Source organism: Novosphingobium sp. NPDC080210 (genome assembly GCF_050281025.1).
Lineage (GTDB): Bacteria > Pseudomonadota > Alphaproteobacteria > Sphingomonadales > Sphingomonadaceae > Novosphingobium.
On the sequence record NZ_JBNNWL010000004.1, the window covers coordinates 245,844 to 265,350 of the forward strand.

Here is a 19,507-nt window from a genome sequence, read left to right on the forward strand (position 1 = left end):
ACAATTTGGTCGCGAGGTTACTTAATTGCGTCTTGATCCGGCAAAAGCATTATCTCGCTACGGATGCCCGGCCGGGTCATCATGTCGGCAACGGTCTGCAAACTCTGCGACATTGCTTCTATGAGATCCACTTCTAAGGCCTGCATCTGCGAGATATCAACTCCAGGCGGCCCCAACGCGTCCGAGCGACCTAACGTATTCAACAGTTGGAGCACCTCCCAGTCCCGAAGAACATGAATTTGAGCTGCACTATCGCGCCAAGCACCCAGAATAATTCGGGTAACCGAGTGGTCCTGGCCAGTGACCTGATCCTCTACCGAGGCTATAAGCAGTGGCGCGGTTAATCGCATGCAGGTCGCCAATGCTGATTGCAGGCTTTCCCCTTCCTTCAGCGCTCGGTCGAAAAGTGTGTGACCCACGCCAACAAGACGGGTTGGGCCTTCGCCGGCGGCCAAGCGAGCATTACGATCGAACAGCAGCCCCTTGTATCGATCCTGCATGGCGTAATCTTCATCGGCCCATTTCTCGGGTGTCAGAACGTCTAAGCCTTCGTCTCGCCGGAACACGCGTCGCCCCTTCGACTCCATCATCATCGAGAAGAATCTCTCGAGATCAGGCAGATCAACCTGCGGAAGATTTCTTCCAACTTGGGCGAAGTCGAAGCGAGTGACATTGCCAAGCATGGTCTTGACCTTATCGACTAGGTCTTCTCCGCCAATCGTAGCAGATTCCCGGTCGAACCACCGATCAAGGCTTTCTCGCGGCTGGGTCTGGCCTACAGCAAAAATCTTCTCAAAAGCGTTTGGACCAGTCATGCCAATGACGAGCTGGCTGATGTCTTCTCGCTCATCCATTGCCTCGTCCAAGGTGCGCTGGATTCGCTCGAGCTTGGCGTTCAGGAGGTCCCAAATGCGCGCCTCCACCGTGTCTGGGTTCCTCAGTATGAACACTTGAACCGGCCTTGTCTGACCGTAGCGCGACAAGCGGCCGACACGCTGATGAAGCCGCATGGGATTCCAGGGCATGTCGACATGAATGAGCGTCGCGCAGCGCTCCTGAAGATCGATCCCTTCGCCCGCTGCCTCGGTTGAAACCAGAAAGCGGATCGTGCCTTGGTTGAAGGCTTCCGCTGCCGCATCGCGCGACCAACTTTTCGGGCCCCGCGAACCGTCCGCCTTGGTGACTTCGTCCAAGCGTTCATCACCGTTGATGAAGCCGCAGCAACCGTGACCAAATCGAGCATGCAGGGCATCAACGACGAGAGCCTGGGTTGCTTTGTATTCGGTGAAGAGCAGCACTGGCTCGCCGGTGGGCAAATCGATCTCGATCAGGTCGACCAGTCGCTCGATTTTGCGCTCATGCTGAATGGGTTCAGCCAACTCAAGCAGCTCATCCAGCCGAGCGATCTCGCCCTCCATCAGTTCGGCGAGCATCTTGCCCCACGCCTCTTCATCTGCCCGGGCACGGTCATCCAATGTCTCGTCGTCATCACCCTCCGTTATGGCTACCGAAGGTGTACGAGCCTGCTCAGCAACATCTGCCAGTTTCGCGCGGCGTTTGGTCAAAGCGCTTCGGATCGCAGCAATCGAACTCGCCGCTAGCTTCTGCAGTGCAATGAGTAAGAGCATCCTTGCGGATTGGGCCCGCCCATCGAGGGTCGATGCATATGCTCGCCCATCGATGATGAAGGCACTTAACGTTTCGTAGAATGCGCTTTCCGCAGCGCTAAAGGCGTACTCCCTTGTTTGCACTGTGACCGGCGTGAAAAGGCGGTTGCCTTTGAGATCGGTAACGGTCGCCTTGTTATTACGGATCATCACATCTGGAAGCTTGGCCAGTTGCTCGTCGATGTCATGCTCAGGTCCGAACTGATCCGGATCGAGGAGGCTCAGCAATGACAGAAAGCCGAAGTCCTTGCCCCGATGTGGTGTGCCCGTGAACAGAAGAAGAGAACGGATTCTGTGCCGTTCCTCCAGCGCGCGAAGGAGCTGAAAGGAAAGGGTCTCTCCCGTGCGTTCATCCGCGTGCAAATGATGCGCCTCATCGACCACGACCGCGTCCCAAGGATCGGCCGCAAGAAACCGGCTGCCTTCAGCCCGTCCGTCTGCGACTTCCCGGCGCAGTGTGTGGACCGACGCGACCACCATGTTTGCCGTATCCCAGAAATCCACAGCAGGTGTATCAACGGAGCGATCGTAGACCTGCAGGCGGATATCAAACATCTGCCGCAGGCGTTTCTGCCATTGAGGCACTAGCTTTGCTGGTGCCAATACCAGCAGGCGACGAATTTGCGCCCGAGCAACCAGAGGCATGAGCACCAGACCAGCCTCGATCGTTTTGCCCAACCCCACGTCATCGGCCACCAACCAGCGGAACGGGAAAGTTCGGTTAACCTTGTGACAGACCCAGAGTTGATGCGGGAGCAGCTGGACGCGTGATCGAGAAAATACCCCCCACTGATCGTTAACGGACCGGATTGCCATGGCGCTGGCGCGCATCAAAGCCTCGGCACTGTCGTCAAATGTCCCGGTCGACAGCGCTTGATCTAGCGACCGAGCAAGCGTCAGTTCTGTGCGAAGAACCTGCTGGATCGTCGCGCCGAAACGAGCAACGACGAATTCTCCCGTATCGGCAATAACTTGCCCCACGCCGTGGCGTGGGTGAGTCACTTTTGCGTCAGCGGCCAATCTTTCAGGCATCGTCATCTTCTGCATCGTCCCAATTGTTGTCTGGCCATTCGTCGACGTCTGCATCGTGAAGGATCGACACGAGGTCATCGCGGTGCTTGGCAAGTGTGATCACGTGCAATGGCAAATCACCATCGCCATCGAAATGAGCGGCATCACCAATGCGACGCTCTACCGCTCCATAAAGGGCGCGTCCCTCGTCGATGCCACGCTCAAACTGGCCCATGCCGAGCGTGTAAGCGAGGCGGCGGACCCGTTCCGCCGCGCTCCAGCCATAAGGCATGATCAGCTCGAATTGCGCCTGCGAATAGATACCTTTGCGGCCCAATTCGCGCACAAGCCAGTTCGCACCAATGCCAAGCGATCTTGCTAGAGGGGCTGCTTCAATGCCCATACGAGCGGCGACGTGAGAGAATGCCGGTCGCAAATGTCCGCGCAGGCTCACGTCACCCTCTTGGGCAATCACCGCGGGCAATTTGCGGAATAGTCTCTGGTAGCTTTCGAGATGCCGCGCGATCATGCACAGATCAGGAAGGCATCTGCGCCACATCAGGTAGTTTTCATCGGCATCTGGATCGCTCCAGGCTCGGAGGCGCTCGACAAAAGGCCTCAGCTCCTCGTCACAAGGGTCGATCGTCGCGAGTTCGTGCCACCAGCCTTCTTGGATTGCCTTGGTAACAAACTGCCGGGATTGAGACGGCTTAATCCTCCCCAGTGTCTGGAAGGTTGCGAGGGAAAGCATGGTGAACCAGGCGGGCTTATCTCCGTCAACGAGGGCTTCTGAGGCAAAATCTTCAGGATACACCGCTCGATCATAGGCAGCCCGCAAATCCCCATGATTGTCACGCCACCATTGTGCGATCCTTGAGAGCGCCTGCGCAGCGTCAGGTTGCCAGGGGCTGATTGGATCGACCGGTGTTGAAGGGAGGCCGAATGAATACCCTAGTTTGGCGAGCAACCGGTTCTTCTCGTCTTGCCTCAGCCCGGCCAGCAGAGGGGAGTTGGCGAGTTCGTCGACATTGGGAAGCCACTTTGCCGCGCTCGCCAATAGAGCGACAGTCCGATCATCCGCACCGACCAGATAACGAATGAAGGCTTGCTGGCGTGCGGCGCTGTCACCGGCAGTCTCAGCCCATTTGGCGATGGGTAGCTGACCTGCCTGTTCACGGGCGAAGGCAGCGAGCTCAAAGGCGGCGCCTACGTACTCTGATGAAAGCCGGCCCGAAGGTGGAGCGAATGCAGCCCGGCCTTGTTCATCGTTGTCGCCCAGCGGAAACGCTAGAAGACGGATCTGCTGCCAACTTCCATCTTCGGCAAGCCAGAACCGCTCACGCAGTAACTTGCGGAATTCTGATTGTTCCTCACCGGTCATCGCCTGCGAAACTGCTTCCTCGCAAAGACAGGAAATGCGTTCCGCCAGCCCAGGATCTATGCCCTCGGCTCCAGCAAGGTTTTCGGCCAAGGTGACGACATCCAGTCGTTGACCCGAAGGCAGCCCGACAGCTTTCAGAAGCTGCCCTGTTTCCTCGGTGACAACTGCATTCTTGAATTCCACTTCGGCGAGCAAATTCGAGATCGCAGCTTGAGCATCGCGATCGGCAAGCGCTCCCGACAAGCGCCATTTGACATCAGCCGCGCGCGTTGCACCGCCGAAAGCCAGCGGCACCACGGGGCGCTCCGCCCATAGCCTCGCAAGCCCTTGGCCTGACTTGTGTAGTGACTGTTCGGACCCCTGGCTTGCCAGATCTTGTGCAAAAAGCTGCACCAGCTTGAGCCAAAAATTGCCCCGTCCTTCCGGATCGAGACCTGTCGCTCGCGCGAAGCTTGACCAGTCAGCAAGACAATGGTCGTAAAAAGCGATGAGCCGTGGCCCAAGAGCAATGCCAAGCCGGGCAAATCGGCTATCCTTCTCATCGGCCGTGCCAGACAATTGGGTCCGCCCCGGATCAACCGGAAAGCGGCCTTCCAGAAGCCAGGCCCCCCGGCGACGTTCACCAACGAGCGGGACAAGGTGCCAAAACTGCGGCACATCATGCGGAAACGAGTAGGGCCCATTACGTCCGAAGGGCAGAAAGAGCCGGAAATCGCTCCCTAAATCGAAGCGCAATACGTGGCGAGTAGCATCGATTTTCAGCCAACTGACGCCATCGACTAGAGGATGCTCCTCATGTCGGAACACGGTCTCACCGTCTGGAGCCACCACCTCGATGGATGCTTCCTGACCGAGTGCCGCCAAGAAGGGAGCCGCATCCCGAAACGCTTCCCATGCCTCAAGCGCATCTTCTGATCGGCCCGGAGCAACCGGAAGTTCGATGAGGGTCGCTTTGCGCCCCTTGTCATGGAATGGGGTGACCGTCCTGCTTCCCCCTGCCCAATCGGCAGGGATCATCCCTCCCAAGATCCGGATAGCTATGCCTCCGCTGGCCAGGCGAACTTCGTCGGCGAGCATATGCACGGTCTTGAATCCAAGGCCGAAGCGACCGGTTACCCGATCTCCATCTTTGGCAGAGTGATTGATGGCGAGCATATTCGAAAGGTCCCGTCGGTGCCCTTCTTCCTCTGCCTTGCGTGGATCACTCCCTGGTTGATTGATGGGGCGCCCCCAATGGATCACTCGCAAACAAGTGATCATTTGATCGTCATTGTAGATCGCTTCTACCCGGAAGCGTCCTATACCGTGCCATTGCGCCTGGGCATCGACAGCATTCTGGTACAGTTCGAAAACCACGCGATGCGGAGCATAGCCCATCTCATCGATCTTCTGGCGGGTGGCTTCGAGAAGCTCTCTCGCCCCGTCGTCCGACTGCGCGGCTGCCCAAAGAGCGTTGCGCGCCTTGTCCCGGTCGCGTGGTGCGTCGCGATGATAATCATTCAATGCCGCGCGCATTACGGGCCCGGCCTTGATACCAGCCAGGCGATCATGAAGCACCTCCTGCAATTCTTCACAGGTGTCTGCGAGCGTGCGCTGATCGCTTGTAAAATAGCTGTCCAAGAGCTCCGACAATGCCGTCTTGTGACGTTCGAAGCCTAGCATGAGAGCCGGAGCTAGTTTTTTGACGAACTGATCCAACAACAGCCGCGCCTCGGCTTCATCGGATGGCGATACCGGTCCGATCACGAGGTCATAGACGTGTCGATAGCCATATTCGTCGCGCTCAATTCCTCTCTGGATACAATCCAGCAGCAGCGCATCGTCTTTGCCAGACAGCGGAACGGTGCAGTCCGTGCCAGCAGCTGACCTCACTGTAACTAGCCCCTGTTCCGGTAGCTCGACTGCGAAACGCAGTTCAGCAAGCCGGTCCAAATTGGCACGGGTCAATCCACGGTTTTCGTCGGCCAAATTGTCGAGATCATCGCAAATGCGGTGGAATGATCGCTGACCTTCCCATCTGGCTGCGAGCGACTGGATCCTGTCATCACGACCAAGCATCGCCAGAGCTAGCAGAATCCCATCATGCACATCGTACTGGCTGAGTGGAGTGAAGGCGCGCTCGATACTCTCGAGCCAGTCCGCCTTCGCAGACTTACTGACTGGAGTGGTTTCTGTCTTTTGATCGTCGGGCTGTTCCAGTTTGCCCGCATAATCGTGTGCGAGGAGCGTCGCAGGGTCGATGCCTGCTGCACCTAGCGCAACCCTGTCTGCCCTGCTGAATGCACCTACTTCGGTCGGCACAAGGAGATCGGGAGGAAGATAGCTGGAGGCATGCGTCAAAGCACGCAGATTTCGGGCAAATGTTGAGCGGTAAAGGCGCCGTGCTGCTTCGGCATTCGTGCCGAGCCCGCCCAGAGCAGCCATTGCATTCATTTGAGCAACGGTGTCGGCAAGAGAGGGCGCGATCAAAACTTCCGCCATTCCCGCAATGACCTCATTGGCCACGCCGTCGCGAAGAGCCGCAGAGATCAGAGGCCACGCTTCTGCCTCAAGGCCAACATTCGATGCCGCCAGCTTCGCTAGCTCATCTAGGTGCTCGACGACATCAAAGCAAAGGCCGGTGGCTCCGTGGTCAGCGGCAAGGCGGGCGGCAAGGAGAAATGACTGGGATCGATCGGGTCTTAGCCTCGCCAAGTGCCGCTGCACACTTTCTTCGCGAAGGGAGCCTGGAAGCATGCTGGCGAACAGAAGTCCGCCTTGGTCGATAATTAGTTCCTCAAGCGCATGTTCAGCATCCAGAGGCAGGTCGAGTACTTTGGTCGGTGCCCAAGCATTCCCGCCCGCAGCAATCCAGGCGGTCTCCTGAAGATTTTCTATCAGATCATCAGGCAGTTGCTCGATTTTGCTCAATGCTGCAGCAATTTCCGAGGTGAACTGATGGGGATTCGGCGCGGACAATGCTGTGCGGATGGCGGCTTCAGGCCCCCAGCGCCCGATAAGCCTGTTTTGAACCGCCGCGGCTAAAGGATCGCCCCAAAGCTCGACCAGACGGGTAAATGGCAACAGCGCAGGTGCAACATCCGAAACACGACCACTGAACAGATCAGTGGCCGGAAGAAGGGGGCCATGCTGGTCGGATCGGTGCAAGGGCAGCGATTTCAAAATAGCGTCATCGATCCCTGACTTGAGCAATGCCATAGCCTTGGTGTCGTCCATCGGCGGCATGGTGCCGGCACACTGCGCATCGCGAAGCCACGCGCCTAATTCGGCAAGATCGATCCGTCGCAGGCCAATGTGATCGCGCAATGCCTTTTTCAATTCCGCAGCAGTCGCGGAAGCTACGAGGCGATCTTCCCTGTCCTGCAACAGCGCCAAGACTAGATCATCGAGTATCCCACCGAGCTCATCGAGCTCGATCAGATTGACGTGCGAAGGCACAGCCTGATCTCGCGCAACAAGGCGCCGTAACTCCTCGCGTGGAGCATCAGCACCGAGCAGTTCAGCAAGCTCGCCACACTTGCCAGGATCCCCGAAGCGTTCAACCTGCCGCAAGGCTGCCAGGAGGCAATCGGCCTTCTTGGCCGATGCCAAATCCCCCAAACCGCCATCCTTCAATGTAACACGGTAAATTGGGGGTGACAGGACTGCGCCAGCAAGCACGACCAGCTCCCGATTTGGTGCCGCATCGAACAGCAAACCCTTGCGCTTCAATCCCGCGATGGCGCCCAAAGATAGCCGCACTTCCTCTTCGGCTTGCATCATGCGCGCCGGAATAACCTGCAATTCGCTACCCCGACGATCCGCCGCCAATGCGTCGAGCGATGGACCGTTTCTCAAGAGATGCGATATCAGCGTCGAAGCTTCCTGCGCTACGGTTCCTCGAGATGACAAAAAGGGTTCGGCGGCGGTCAACAGTTCGATTGTTTCGTTCAGCCCCAATTGCCGGGACATCACCCCACCCTGGTCCGACCATGCAGCTTTAACCGGAATGCTACCTCCAGCGGCAGCCAATGCGTTTAGGAGCTCACGATTTTCTACGCTCGGCGGAAGAACAAAGATGCGATCCTGCGGGAGGCGTCGGACAAGCGGCCTTAGCTTCTCAGCAGTAGCGAAATTTTGCTCAACCATGGCGATGGCGCTGCGGCAAGTTTCGACCAACGCCATCCGTGTTGCTTCGCCAGGCTGCGCGCCCTCGAACACTGTCGCCAGCGTTTCGGCGATCTGCCCTTTTTGGAAGGTAGCTGGGCCGGCGAGGCGCACCAGGTCAGCGAGCTGCGCATCAGGCCAGTGTGGATCAGCATCAGCCAAAACCGTGCCGAACGCCAAAACGATGCCGTTTTCGCTGCACCACTCCTCGAGTCTAGGAAAAGCGGCCTTGAGTCGGGCAATCGAGGTTGCATCGCCTCTCGGCACCGGACGAAGCGACTCACCGGCGCAAACCCGCCAGCTTTCCGCCTTGTCGCCCGGCCAGCACCGGGCAAAAGCCTTTCCCTGGCAAGCTTCCACACGGTGCTCATTCCACCATCGCGTACGCTGTAATGCTCGGATCAGCGCATGACGCTCTGCATCGCTGGGTAAGCTGGGCAAGGTATCTGCAATCGCATCGAGCAGCAGCGGCAGCGCCGCCTCGCGGCGGAGCGCCTGGTTCCAACGGGTTTCGATATGATCGTCTTCACGCAGTTTTCGCCGGTCGCTCGACACAAAGAAATAGCCGTGCACGAGCAGATCGATATTGTCCGTTCCGCGTTCGAGTGGTTCGGCAAACAGAGGTTCACCTAGCGGCAAGTAAACAGCGTGGCGCAACCGCAAGTGGCCTATACCTTCACGGGCAGCAGATCGGCACAGGATTACTGCACCATGCGGATTCGCCTTGGGCGGAATGAGCTTACCGTGGATGTCGAACACCTTGTCCCATCCATCGGCCGTCAACAGTCGCGCCGCTTGTCCATCATGCTTCCATTGCTGGCGTCCGCTGAACGAGAGCTCGAAGCCAACTCCCTCGACGCTACCGTCAATGCTCGGGGCCCCGCTCTCCACACCCGGGCCAGATAAGCGCCGAGCACCGCTACGCAGGGAGATCCTGCGCACCTCGCCCGCGACTGGCATGATCTCCACGCTCTCCAGATTGCGGAGGCAGCACAATGTCGCGGCTAATTCCTCACCATCGAGGATATCTGAGATCGCGCCGTCGGGGTGCCAGTTCGTATCTGACAGGCACAGAGCAGCCCCGGGACGCAGATGTGGGGTGCGCAGCGGCAGGAACAGCGCCATGCCCCGTTCCATGCCGAGTGCCGCTGCCTTATCGAGTAGCATCTTCGCTTCGGTGGCAGAAATTTGAGGCCAGTCGCTATGTGCCGCATTGGCTTCAGCAACCTGTTCCCATGGGTTCATGATCAGCGTTTGTGGTCGGCCATCGCGATCCTCCACCCGGCCAAGCGCAATGAATGCGTCGCACAGATGATAGACTGATTTTTGTCCTAGACCGAACCGCCCTACTGCCGATCGTTCATCCGCTTTGCTCCCACCGCTGGCGCGGGTGATCGCGTCCATATGCCGGGCAAGGACGGGGCCATCATTTGCGACAATCAGCCCAGGGGTTCGCAGAAGTGGGTTAGTCGCTTCAGCGAACCCAGCGTGACCGGCCACGACCATCCGGCGAGCACTCGCGTCTTCGGCGTTCTGGAGTAGCTCCTTAAAGATCGTAAAGCCCGAGGCATATCCCTCACGAAGGATCTGCTGCAGTCGAAGAATATCGCTTTCCGCCGAATGGACTAAACCACTAGACTTGATTTGAATATCGGCCACACTTAAATCAGCCACCTGTGACCTCCACGCGCTTAATCCCCATTAACAAGGTTGTTTTTCTCTCTGCGCGATCTCGGTCAGTGGATTTCGACAAGTTCGTTGCCTATTCAATTTACGACGATAGTCGTTTCGGATCTTAAGTTTATTCAAATTTTTTTTTGCTGTTCAGGCGTGAACCATAATAGTCGGCCAACTTCACGGCAAGGCAGGCCATGATTGCGCCCTCTTAGGCAGAAGGTCCCGCAACGCGGCTGGTTCTATGACTTCAACCTGATCGCCCCAACTGAGGAGGTGCCAAGCCATTTCAAGCAGCCCGCCGGCTCGGAAACGAACTACTAGCTTTCCATCGGCCTCATCCTCGACGGATTGGCTGTGGTGGAAGACGAAGCTTCGAGCCAGCGGAGCAGCCTCAGCCGAAAACCGCCAAACGACGTCCACGGGTTCTTCCTCAAAGACGCCAAAGCTGTGAGAAACGAACTCCTTCAGGCTGAAGCTAGGATCTCGCTCAAAGCCATCCGTCTCGAGCTTCAACTTGCTGATGGACGGTAAGCTGAAAAATTTAGGTTTTAGTGCCCCCTCCTGAAGGGCAACCAGGTAATGTCGATGGCCATACAGGAAGCCCAAAGGCGCAACTGTTCGGCGGGTGGATGACCTTCCACTGCGCGAAGCATAGTCGAAAGAGACCTTACGGCACGACTTGATCGCAGTCCTCAGCCCATCGAAAATGCTCGGGGAGATATGGGGGCGAGGTCCAGCTCGGTGCGCTAGGCCTTCTGCCTCGGTGAGCGCCTCGAGGTCGGGTTCGATGTGATTGAGGGCTCCCCCTTCAATCAGGTTTCGGATCTTCGCGGCTACACCTCGCAGGTCTTGAGAGTGAACAGGAAGATTCGCCCGTTCCATCGCAGCGGCGGCGATTTCGATGCTGGCGAGGTCATCTGATGTTATCTCTGCAAAACTCTGAGCTACGCCAGGGCTAAGGCGCCAGCGCTTGGTTCGCTCCCCAGTAGGAACCTCAGTCGCATTGGGGAAAGCGCGCATCACGGCATCACGCATTCGGATTGCCGTTCGCCGGCTGACGTCGAATTTTTCCTCGATATCAGCGATAGTGAGGCCGCCGCGCGCTGCCTGCATTTCTAAGGCAAGTTGGATAAGCCTTTCGGCCCGACTGTAGCGCATGTGTCCCCCTTTGACCTCTCTACCTAGCAAGGTCGTTCGTTCGGGGGCACCCTATAATCGATCAGGCGTGTCCCGCTTTGACATACAGCAAGCGCATCCTAGCCTGAACTGTACGTTCTCTGGGACCAATACTCAATCTCCAGGTGTTACCCACTCGAGCTTTGCCTTATGCATTTTAGCCACGATATGCCCCCCTGAAAATTCATTATATTCAGGTATTTGCCAAAAGATTAGCTCGATATCCGCCCCACTCTCAAGGCCTGCGAGGTAATCATACAATGCACCGATCTTATCGAACGACCTGCCATTCACGTACTTCAAGCGGTTGGCTGCTCGAACGTCAGACGCGCCAAGGTCGCTATCAGTGTCGATGTCTACTACGACGAAATGTCCAGCTGGGTCGACTTCCGCATTATCGACACGCCAAGGTTCGCTAACAATCACCCCTGAGATGTTGAGGGCTCGAGCCGATAGCGGGCTGGGAATAATTCGGACGGATGATTGGACTTCGAGTTCAACACCCGCGCGGCTAACTTTGACACTTACGGGCTCAACAGTTCCGCGAAGTTGATCGACCATCTGCGAGTAGGTTCGGATGGGGCCTGAGCCGTTTATGCCAACAATCCTGTCTCCGGGCCTGAAACCTTCGGCGGTGGAGGATACGCTGGCTACCGTGGGTTCTAGGCCATTCCTGCTGGTGGCAATGTCTATGGGAAGCATTCTGGTGTTCGCATCCTTACCTTGTCGGAGCAATTCCAGGATGTGGCAAATGGGCGGCATTGGCTGAGCCAAGCCGACTGCCGTCGCATTCTTGTCCTCTGAATCTTTGTAGCTGTGGGAGCTGACGCCAACGACTTTGCCGTCAGAGACGCGGATCAACGGACCACCTGAATTCCCGTGATTGATGGAGGCATCCGTCTGAACGAGCCTCTGAGGTGAGAACCAGGAGATGCCAGAGACAATGCCCCGTGATGCTGTGAAGTCGAGTCCCCAGGGGTGCCCGTATGCAAAAACAGATGCCCCCTCGTTAGGCGGGCCTGAGCACTCTAATTGTGCGACAGCTGCCGAGGCCGGGATCTGATCCACCGGTATTGAGAGCACAGCCATATCCATAAAGGTATCAACGTAAATGCGCTTGGCAGGTATCGGCTTGCCATCCTTGAATGTCAGCGTGATCTTGCCGGGCGATCTAGACGCCACATGGGCATTGGTCAGAAACCAGCCGCGTTGCTTGTCGATCAGGAAACCTGTGCCGGAATAATCTCCACGATTATCCGCATTAAGACCGATCTTCGTTTGAACATTGACCTTGACGGTATACCGAACCGCCTCCGCCAAAACCTCTTCTGGTGTTGGAGCCGCGCCGCGAGCATCGGCCAGCGTAGGTAAAACGAATGCAGCGCAACCAGATAACAACAAAAGCTTCAGTCGCGAACCGGCTAGCACAATGGGCATTCATCAATCTCACTTAATGTTTGTTCGCTGCGATGCCGCGAAATGTTGCAGGCCGCAATGGCCGCATGGCCTTTGAGTGTCCTCTAATGGCATTGGTTGTGGGTGAATGACATATGGATGCTGGCCAGGGACATGGGGATGTCCTTTTCACGCGAGGCTTGCGCAAGCGGTCTGAGTGAGAGAAATGCTCCGAAGCATTTCGAGGAAGCGCATGGGGCAAGGTCAACGTCAGGAAGTGGGAGGTGATAGCACCTTTACCCACTTGAAGGAGAAGCAGAGGGCCATTCGTGGCAGTTTTCCTGAGGACCTGGGTTTGCGGGTGCATAGAGCGCTAAGCTGGCTCGGCCGCGCAGAAGCTGAAACCAACGATCCCGACATTCGATTCATTCTGCTTTGGATTGGTTTCAACGCCGCCTACGCTGCGGACATTGAGCGTGACACCGAGAGCGAACGAGGCGTCTTTCAGACCTTTTTTGAGGCGGTTGTTCGGCTTGATTCTGACGATAGGCTCTACCGAGCAGTCTGGCAGAGATTTCCTCAAGAAATCAGACTTCTACTCGCAAATCGTCACATCTTCTTGGCTTTTTGGAAGCACCAGAACGGTGTGCCAGGGTATGAAGATTGGGCTGATCGCATGTCCACAAGTCAGCGTGCGATTAATGGTGCGATCGCGCGCAAAGACACCGCTAAGATACTGTCGGTCCTTTTTGATCGGCTATATGTCTTACGAAACCAACTGATCCATGGTGGCGCGACGTGGAACAGTAGTGTCAACAGGTCACAGGTTAAGGATGGAGCGGCGCTCTTAGGGGTTTTGTTGCCGATTTTTATCGACATCCTAATGGATAATCCGAGCCATGAGTGGGGCAGACCATATTACCCTGTCGTTGATTAGGCCGGTTTGCGCCGCGCTCAGAGGCTCATCGAGAGATGCAGCTCTGGTAGAGCGCAAAGCACATTTACCAAGCGGATCTGTTCAACGGTCTCGCACTTGGTTTCACGAAGTCGCGGAGAGCCAAACACAAGCGCCAATGCTCTCGCACGCGAAACTGCTACGTTGATCCGATTGCGTGAGAGTAAGAAATCAAGGCCACGAGGAACCTCGTCGGCAGAAGATGCAGTCATGGACACAAGGCATGCAGCCGCCTCCTGCCCTTGAAACTTGTCGACCGTCCCGACCCTTACGCCAGTGGGTAAGGCTTCGCAAAGCGCCAGAACCTGAGCGTTATAGGGGGCTACCACTATGATGTCTTTTTCGACGAGCGGTCGGCTTGCTCCATCAGAGGATGTCCAATTTCTGCCTAGCAGCGCGTCAATCGCGGCTCTTATTGCTCTAACTTCAGCGTCAGCCACTTGGGCGTTTCCAGCGTGTTGCACGGGGACCCAATAAGCCCCAGCCGATGGCAGCCCCGGTGCATCAATGGTCTGAAGTTGGGTTGCTTCATGACTAAGTAGGCGGCTTTCATACACCTGCTCCGAAATGAAAGCGCAGACTTTGGGGTGCATGCGCCTCGTGATCGGAAGGAAGATCCCCGCGTCCTCAGGCACAGTTGCGTGATGCCCCAACAGCCACTCAAGACATGAGCGATTTGCAGGTTCCGGGTGTGAGCCTTGGATGACCATCGGCAATTGCTGTGGATCGCCGACTAGCACGATGTTTCTTGCAATGCGTCCCATTGCGAGCAGGTTGGCAAGTGACACCTGTCCAGCCTCATCGACAAAGAGCCAATCAAATTTTTGGACGTTTTGTTCGCGCGCGAAAAAGAAGGCTGTTCCACCTACCAGCTGGGATGAAGCCAACGCGGCATCGTCATTGTTGGTGGGGCAAGCAACTGGGCCGTTCTTTGGGTAATCCATTTCACCGGCGTCCGAAACCTTGTGAGCGACCGTGAACGGAAAGTCGGATCCTTCCCAAGCCGAAAGGCATCCGCTGATGACGTTACGGATCGCCTCATGGGCCTGCGATGCCACGGCAACCCTCTTTCCTTGCCTCAACAGAGCCAGGATTGCCCGAGCGGTGACATATGTTTTCCCTGTCCCCGGGGGTCCTTGGATTGGGAGAATTGTTCCGTCCATTTTGAGAACAGCATCAACCACCCCCGTTACGAGATCCCCCCCTTGAAGGATGGGGCCACCGGCCTGCCCGGCTAGGCGAGGTGGATTTCGAGCAAGCAGATCATCAAGCGCGGCATAAGACCTGGGGCCACACTGATCTCGCACGACATCAAGGACAGCTGCGCTGATCGTCGATGTATCAAGCGGGGTATCAGGATGAAGGTGCAATTCATCTCGCAGCACAGCGGAGTTAGCAGCGCCTATCTTGAGGGTCACGAGGCTTTCGGCTTTATCAATGGCCTCGACAGTCACCGACCGAATGCTGCCATCTTCACCCTGAACGCTCGCCTTCTTGCCAGGCCGTAGCTTCGTTTGTTGTGGCGGATATTCATAAGTACGGGCCACAGACCTCTTGATCGTCCATGGATCGTTCACAGCTACTAAGGACGCGAGCGCGTCAAAATCCTCAATGAGCTCGTTTTCATCGCGATCGAAGCTGTCGAAAATTGCCCACCAAGCCGGTTTCAGCTCACGATCATGGAAACGAGCTAAGCTGAACAGGACGTCCCGGCGCTCCTCGTCCAGGCCAGACTGAGCAAGAAGATCCTCAAGCTGCGCAATCTGCACCAGCTTTTCCTCTTCTTTTTCATTGACCTCAGAAACGGTGATCGGTGCCGTGGCCTGAGCAATAGAAGCCCCGTGGCGCAATGTTACGAGCCAATTCCGAAGCTGCTCTGTCGAGACGCAGTCTACGCGATTGTAATCGGCTATCTCATCTAAGATTGCCTGATCCCCACTCTCCCGCCACTTTTCGTAGGCAACCACGGAGCCGCCAGCAGTCTTGACCTCGCCCTCCCGCTCAATCCCGTAAAACACTTCAAGTGCCTTAATTGAGTATGAAGGTTCGGAGGTGACAATGGCCCCTCGAACGACGGAATAAAGATCGACGAACCGCCCCTCACGGAGCCATTGGTCACGTAATGCCTCTCCCACCCCATAGCGCGAGGTCAGGCGCCTTAACGCGGTGATTTCATATGGGGCGTAATGATAAATCCTGGCCGCAGGGTATCGCGACAAATGGTCCTCAAAGAAATCAAATAGCTCGCGGAGAGCTTGCTCCTCTTGGACATGATCGTGGGCCCAAAAAGTCGTGAATTGGCCTTCGCACCAGACGCCGTGCAGATATTCGAGCCCGCCCTCGAAATGAGGATCACCTTCGATATCGTAGAAAAGGTCTCCAGGCTGAGGATCGGGCATTAGCTCAAAGCCCTTACCGGCTTGGGCAGGCCGCAACTCGACCGTGGGGTCTCCATTCTTTCGATCATGCTGCAGGCGAGCCTGGCTTTGCAGCTTCTGGTAGGTGTCTCGAGCGATGCCTTTTACAGGTTGGGCTGACTGCGCCAGATCGGCCATCGTCTTTATACCGGCTGCCTCCAGTTTGATTACCTGCCCGCGGGTAATCCCTGCAACCTGGAATAGGCTGTCTTCCTTTTCCCATTGCGCCCCGCAGTGATCCCGCCATCTGCAAAGGTCACAGTCCCGACACGGCATGGGGCGCGTTGGCTCAGGATTGGCAACAAAGAGCTCAAGACGCTCTCTAGCCATTCTTGCATACGCGTTGAATTCGCTCAGCCGAAGAGTGGCACGGTCCCCGTTCCCCAACTCGACATGAGCGCTTTCAGGTTCGCAGCCCTGGATGTCGGCGAGAAGATCGGAGTAGAGCGCGAGCTGAAGCACATGGCTGGGATGAGGTTTGCGCTTAAGCTTGGTGTCAGCGACCTCGTAGCTGAATGCTCCGAGGTCTGATTGCCGATCGACCCTCTCTAAAAAATCTGACCAGCCACCCCAGTTGCCGGAGAGCAATGCGCCTTGAAAAACCACGTCCGCGCCCTGAGCGAGCAGTTCTCTGGTCAGATTCGCATTTTCAGTCAGATCCCCGCGGTCTATCTCCAGTACCTTCAGGCCGCGGGCTTTTAGCGCCTCCAGGTGAGCTTTTTCGTGCGCGTCGCCGCGGGCCTGCAGCAATGCGGCGTCGTCACTGTCTTCGCACGGATTAAGCCCAACAGCGCCATTCATATACTGAAGGTCGAGATATGTCGCGTGAGAGCAGCCCATGAAGCGCATGAGATCGGTAGCCGATAAAAGGATCCTTCCCTCAAAACGCCTCATTCATTCCCCCTCAAGCAGTTAAGTTACGAGATATTCAGTTCTGGTCGGTCGCGCAAATAAGAGAGACCTCACAGACACCACATAAAATGTCAGCCCCCTCTTCGGCCCATGCACGCGTAGTGCAGCCTGAACACTCGTAGCGTAATTTGCGTTTTCCCGTCCTTGGCTTTGGCGCAAAAACGACAGGCTTTCCGTCGACCTCCTGCGGCAAACCCTCCAAGGGTGAAGCAGAGAACTCCATCTGCACTCCAGCGTCAGCCAAAGATGCTTGATACTGCTGAATTCGTTCTGGTGGCTGTGGCAGATGACGGTCAAGCCACGGCAGCTCGAACCCTTCAGCTGTCAGTTGCCTGCAGCTATGGAGAAACGGACCAGACGGTATGATGTAGTCGGACATGGCGTGACCCGTCTCACGACCGCCAGGAAGGCCTGTATGCGAAGGCTGCAATCCAACTGCAATCATCTTGTCCGCCCACTGGCGATTGTGAGGATTTGAGCGGCTTGGCTTGCCATTCTGGTGCTGCCAGACGTGGACCATCTCATGGACTAACGTTGCCATAGCGGACTCGACGGGCTGGATTGTGAAGTATCCAGGGTGAAGGCCAAGTTCACCAATCAATTCGCCGCCTGGTGCTATGAAACGCTGAGCGTGGTGGTAACCGTGATGGCGGTTGCTTGATCGAACCGTCATCAGGCATTGGCCTAGAGTCCCCTCGAACAGCGTCCGGTTAAAGTGGTCGAAGGCAGTCTGAAGCTGCTGATAAAAATAGAGCGTGGGCGTCTGAACTGTAACGGGTCTGGCAAGCATGCTGTGTGGGATCTCGTGGCGTGCGAATCTCTAATGATCGCGCACGGACCTTACCCTCTTTGAGTGTCAGAAGAGGTCATTCTGGCATTCAAGTGGGTGAGGCCCAAGCTGGTCTCATCTCAACCATGTCCCCAAATGGCATTCTTGAACGCACTGGAGCATCAGTGCCAGTCCGGGTCACAGCAGCCAGGTCGCGAAGTTTGAAGTGTCCTTCGCTGGCATCGCTGCACCTTAAGGCAAATCCAGCCACGAGATGATTCGTGGTCCCACTTCACTTTTCTTCATGGGGATCCTTATGAACTTTCGCATTTTCAGTGCGGCGTTGTGCGCGCCGGTAGCCCTTATTGTCTCAAGCCCGGCCAGCGCTGAGGGGTTTGAGGGATTTCGTGTTGACCTACACGGTGGATACGATGCCGTTTCAAGCGTCTACACAGTCGATGGAGCAACTGCTGGTGTGGGCATCGGCTACGACGTGCCAGTGGGGGAGAGCGTGATTGTCGGTGTGGAAGCCAATCTGGACTATTCGTCCGCAAAGGATGAAGGCGTCTATTTTGGTGTAGCGTATTCTCAGGTTGCTCGCCGTGACATCGAGCTTTCCGCGCGCCTTGGCGTTCAGCTCGGAAAGACGACCCTAGGCTACCTCAAGGCTGGCTACAGCAATGCTGGGTACGAAGGCGCAGCTGCTGGCTATGGCCTGTGGGCTTACGAGAAGGGCACTAGCGACGGCATCCGTCTCGGCGCCGGTCTCGAACAGCGAATTGCCGAGAAGTGGTTCGTCAAAGGCGAATATCGCTACACCCGTTATGGCTCTGACGATGTGAACCGTAACCAAGCCATTTTCGGCGTCGGCTACCGCTTCTGACACCCCAGCCTCCTGGGGTGTTTATAGGCACCCCTGGGGGCTTTCTCCCTAAAGAAGGCTTTCCTCATGAAAATCGATCGCTTCGCTCTGGCTGTAATTGTTGCAGCCGTCAGTCACCAGGCCAGTGCTCAGACCACGCCTGCTGCTCCTTCCGCGCAAACGGTAACGGCCCTACAGACCGTTTCGCGAGCACTGCCTGCTAGCACTTTGATCTCAGTTACCCCTGATGCCGAGATTTCATCAAAGCATGTCGAGGTCGGCCAAAAGGTCGGCTTCACAGTCGTCAACGACATTACTGATGGCGGTGTCGTTGTTATCCCTCGTGGCTCGCAGGTCGTTGCCACCGTGACCTGGAAGACCGGCAAAGCCGTTGGAGGCAAGTCAGGTAAGTTTGAGGTGACGTTCGAGAAGGTGAACGTTCGAGGGCGCGACTATGCGATGCGCGGCGTCCATCGCCAGGAGGGCAAAGGGAACACGGTCGCGGCGGTATTCGCGACATGGCTCGTCAGCGGTCGCTCTGCGGTTATGCAGCCCGGACAGTTCGTCAACGCCTTTACGGCTGAAGCAATCCCATACTGATTATGATGATGGGGAGGCGTGCCACATAGCTGGCACGCCTTCATTAACGGCAAAAGCAGAAGATTTATTTGGGTTCTGACGCGAGGCTATGTAGTGCAGAGAGCACTTCGTTGGCCTCGGAAATTTTCCAATCCAATATTTCTAGAGCTTCAGCCACCGAGCTATGAGACAGTTCCGTCACGTATGCAGTTTCTTCATTATTCCACTGGTCTAGCGGCCCAAGCAACCACTCACCATCGTGGCCTTCGATGGGCCGCCCATTGAACTCTGCAGGAAGCACAAGATCGCCTTTGGCATCTCGAAATTCAGGCAAGGGTTCGCCATCGTCATCGAACCACTCTCCCGGAATGTAATCGACGATTTCGTAAATGCAGACACCCAGGACAAATCCGTCATTTGCCGGTTTGGCGCAGAGATACTCTGTCCACGTATCCGCCATGGTGCCCTGCTCACGCGAGAGAATTTTGCTCCACGTCATGTCATCTACCTAGTCGTTGTAATTGTCGAAGAAAGGTCGAAAAATCCTTGGCAGGTCGAGT

At 56.5% G+C, this 19,507-nt stretch carries 10 protein-coding genes; 3 read left to right on the plus strand and 7 right to left on the minus strand.

The genetic code is table 11. The features are described 5' to 3' along the window. Positions 1-17 precede the first annotated feature (17 nt). From ACQKOE_RS12980 to ACQKOE_RS12995, 4 genes are all read right to left on the minus strand, one after another. Positions 18-2,753 carry a DEAD/DEAH box helicase gene (locus ACQKOE_RS12980; RefSeq protein ID WP_427513161.1) on the minus strand — a complete coding sequence of 912 codons (2,736 nt, stop codon included), beginning with the start codon at positions 2,751-2,753 and terminating at the stop codon, positions 18-20. Next, positions 2,692-9,879, minus strand: a complete 7,188-nt coding sequence (locus ACQKOE_RS12985) for a sacsin N-terminal ATP-binding-like domain-containing protein (RefSeq protein ID WP_427513162.1) — start codon at positions 9,877-9,879, stop codon at positions 2,692-2,694. The genes ACQKOE_RS12980 and ACQKOE_RS12985 overlap by 62 nt, the downstream gene beginning before the upstream one ends. Before the next feature lie 180 nt (positions 9,880-10,059). Next, positions 10,060-11,040, minus strand: coding sequence for a helix-turn-helix transcriptional regulator (locus tag ACQKOE_RS12990; protein WP_427513163.1), 981 nt, complete (start codon positions 11,038-11,040; stop codon positions 10,060-10,062). Between the two features lie 132 nt (positions 11,041-11,172). Beyond that, the gene (locus tag ACQKOE_RS12995; protein WP_427513164.1) at positions 11,173-12,495 is read right to left on the minus strand and encodes a S1C family serine protease; all 1,323 of its coding nucleotides are present in this window, start codon (positions 12,493-12,495) and stop codon (positions 11,173-11,175) included. 184 nt (positions 12,496-12,679) lie between these two features. Between ACQKOE_RS12995 and ACQKOE_RS13000 the strand changes: the two genes are divergently transcribed. After that, positions 12,680-13,390: a hypothetical protein gene (locus ACQKOE_RS13000; RefSeq protein WP_427513218.1), complete on the plus strand. Its 711-nt coding sequence runs from the start codon at positions 12,680-12,682 to the stop codon at positions 13,388-13,390. Between the two features lie 17 nt (positions 13,391-13,407). Here ACQKOE_RS13000 and ACQKOE_RS13005 read toward each other — a convergent pair whose 3' ends face one another. Beyond that, positions 13,408-16,719, minus strand: coding sequence for a TM0106 family RecB-like putative nuclease (locus tag ACQKOE_RS13005; protein ID WP_427513165.1), 3,312 nt, complete (start codon positions 16,717-16,719; stop codon positions 13,408-13,410). 34 nt (positions 16,720-16,753) lie between these two features. Continuing rightward, complete coding sequence (locus tag ACQKOE_RS13010) at positions 16,754-17,527, minus strand: SprT-like domain-containing protein (RefSeq protein ID WP_427513166.1); 774 nt, start codon at positions 17,525-17,527, stop codon at positions 16,754-16,756. Positions 17,528-17,822: 295 nt separating this feature from the next. Between ACQKOE_RS13010 and ACQKOE_RS13015 the strand changes: the two genes are divergently transcribed. Together ACQKOE_RS13015 and ACQKOE_RS13020 are read left to right on the plus strand one after the other, a co-directional pair. Next, on the plus strand, positions 17,823-18,389 hold the full coding sequence (locus ACQKOE_RS13015; protein WP_427513167.1) for an outer membrane protein: 567 nt from the start codon (positions 17,823-17,825) through the stop codon (positions 18,387-18,389). A gap of 66 nt (positions 18,390-18,455) precedes the next feature. Further along, positions 18,456-18,968: a hypothetical protein gene (locus tag ACQKOE_RS13020; protein ID WP_427513168.1), complete on the plus strand. Its 513-nt coding sequence runs from the start codon at positions 18,456-18,458 to the stop codon at positions 18,966-18,968. Positions 18,969-19,032: 64 nt separating this feature from the next. Here the strand turns inward: ACQKOE_RS13020 and ACQKOE_RS13025 are convergent, their stop codons facing one another. Continuing rightward, positions 19,033-19,446: a hypothetical protein gene (locus tag ACQKOE_RS13025; protein ID WP_427513169.1), complete on the minus strand. Its 414-nt coding sequence runs from the start codon at positions 19,444-19,446 to the stop codon at positions 19,033-19,035. Positions 19,447-19,507 lie beyond the last annotated feature (61 nt).

Coding starts and splice junctions, on each gene's coding strand:
- ACQKOE_RS13020 (WP_427513168.1), top strand. CDS start 18,456: ATGAAAATCGATCGCTTCGCTCTGGCTGTAATTGTTGCAGCCGTCAGT.
- ACQKOE_RS13000 (WP_427513218.1), top strand. CDS start 12,680: ATGCTCCGAAGCATTTCGAGGAAGCGCATGGGGCAAGGTCAACGTCAG.
- ACQKOE_RS12980 (WP_427513161.1), bottom strand. CDS start 2,753: ATGCAGACGTCGACGAATGGCCAGACAACAATTGGGACGATGCAGAAG.
- ACQKOE_RS13005 (WP_427513165.1), bottom strand. CDS start 16,719: ATGAGGCGTTTTGAGGGAAGGATCCTTTTATCGGCTACCGATCTCATG.
- ACQKOE_RS13015 (WP_427513167.1), top strand. CDS start 17,823: ATGAACTTTCGCATTTTCAGTGCGGCGTTGTGCGCGCCGGTAGCCCTT.
- ACQKOE_RS13010 (WP_427513166.1), bottom strand. CDS start 17,527: ATGCTTGCCAGACCCGTTACAGTTCAGACGCCCACGCTCTATTTTTAT.
- ACQKOE_RS12995 (WP_427513164.1), bottom strand. CDS start 12,495: ATGCCCATTGTGCTAGCCGGTTCGCGACTGAAGCTTTTGTTGTTATCT.
- ACQKOE_RS12990 (WP_427513163.1), bottom strand. CDS start 11,040: ATGCGCTACAGTCGGGCCGAAAGGCTTATCCAACTTGCCTTAGAAATG.
- ACQKOE_RS13025 (WP_427513169.1), bottom strand. CDS start 19,446: ATGACGTGGAGCAAAATTCTCTCGCGTGAGCAGGGCACCATGGCGGAT.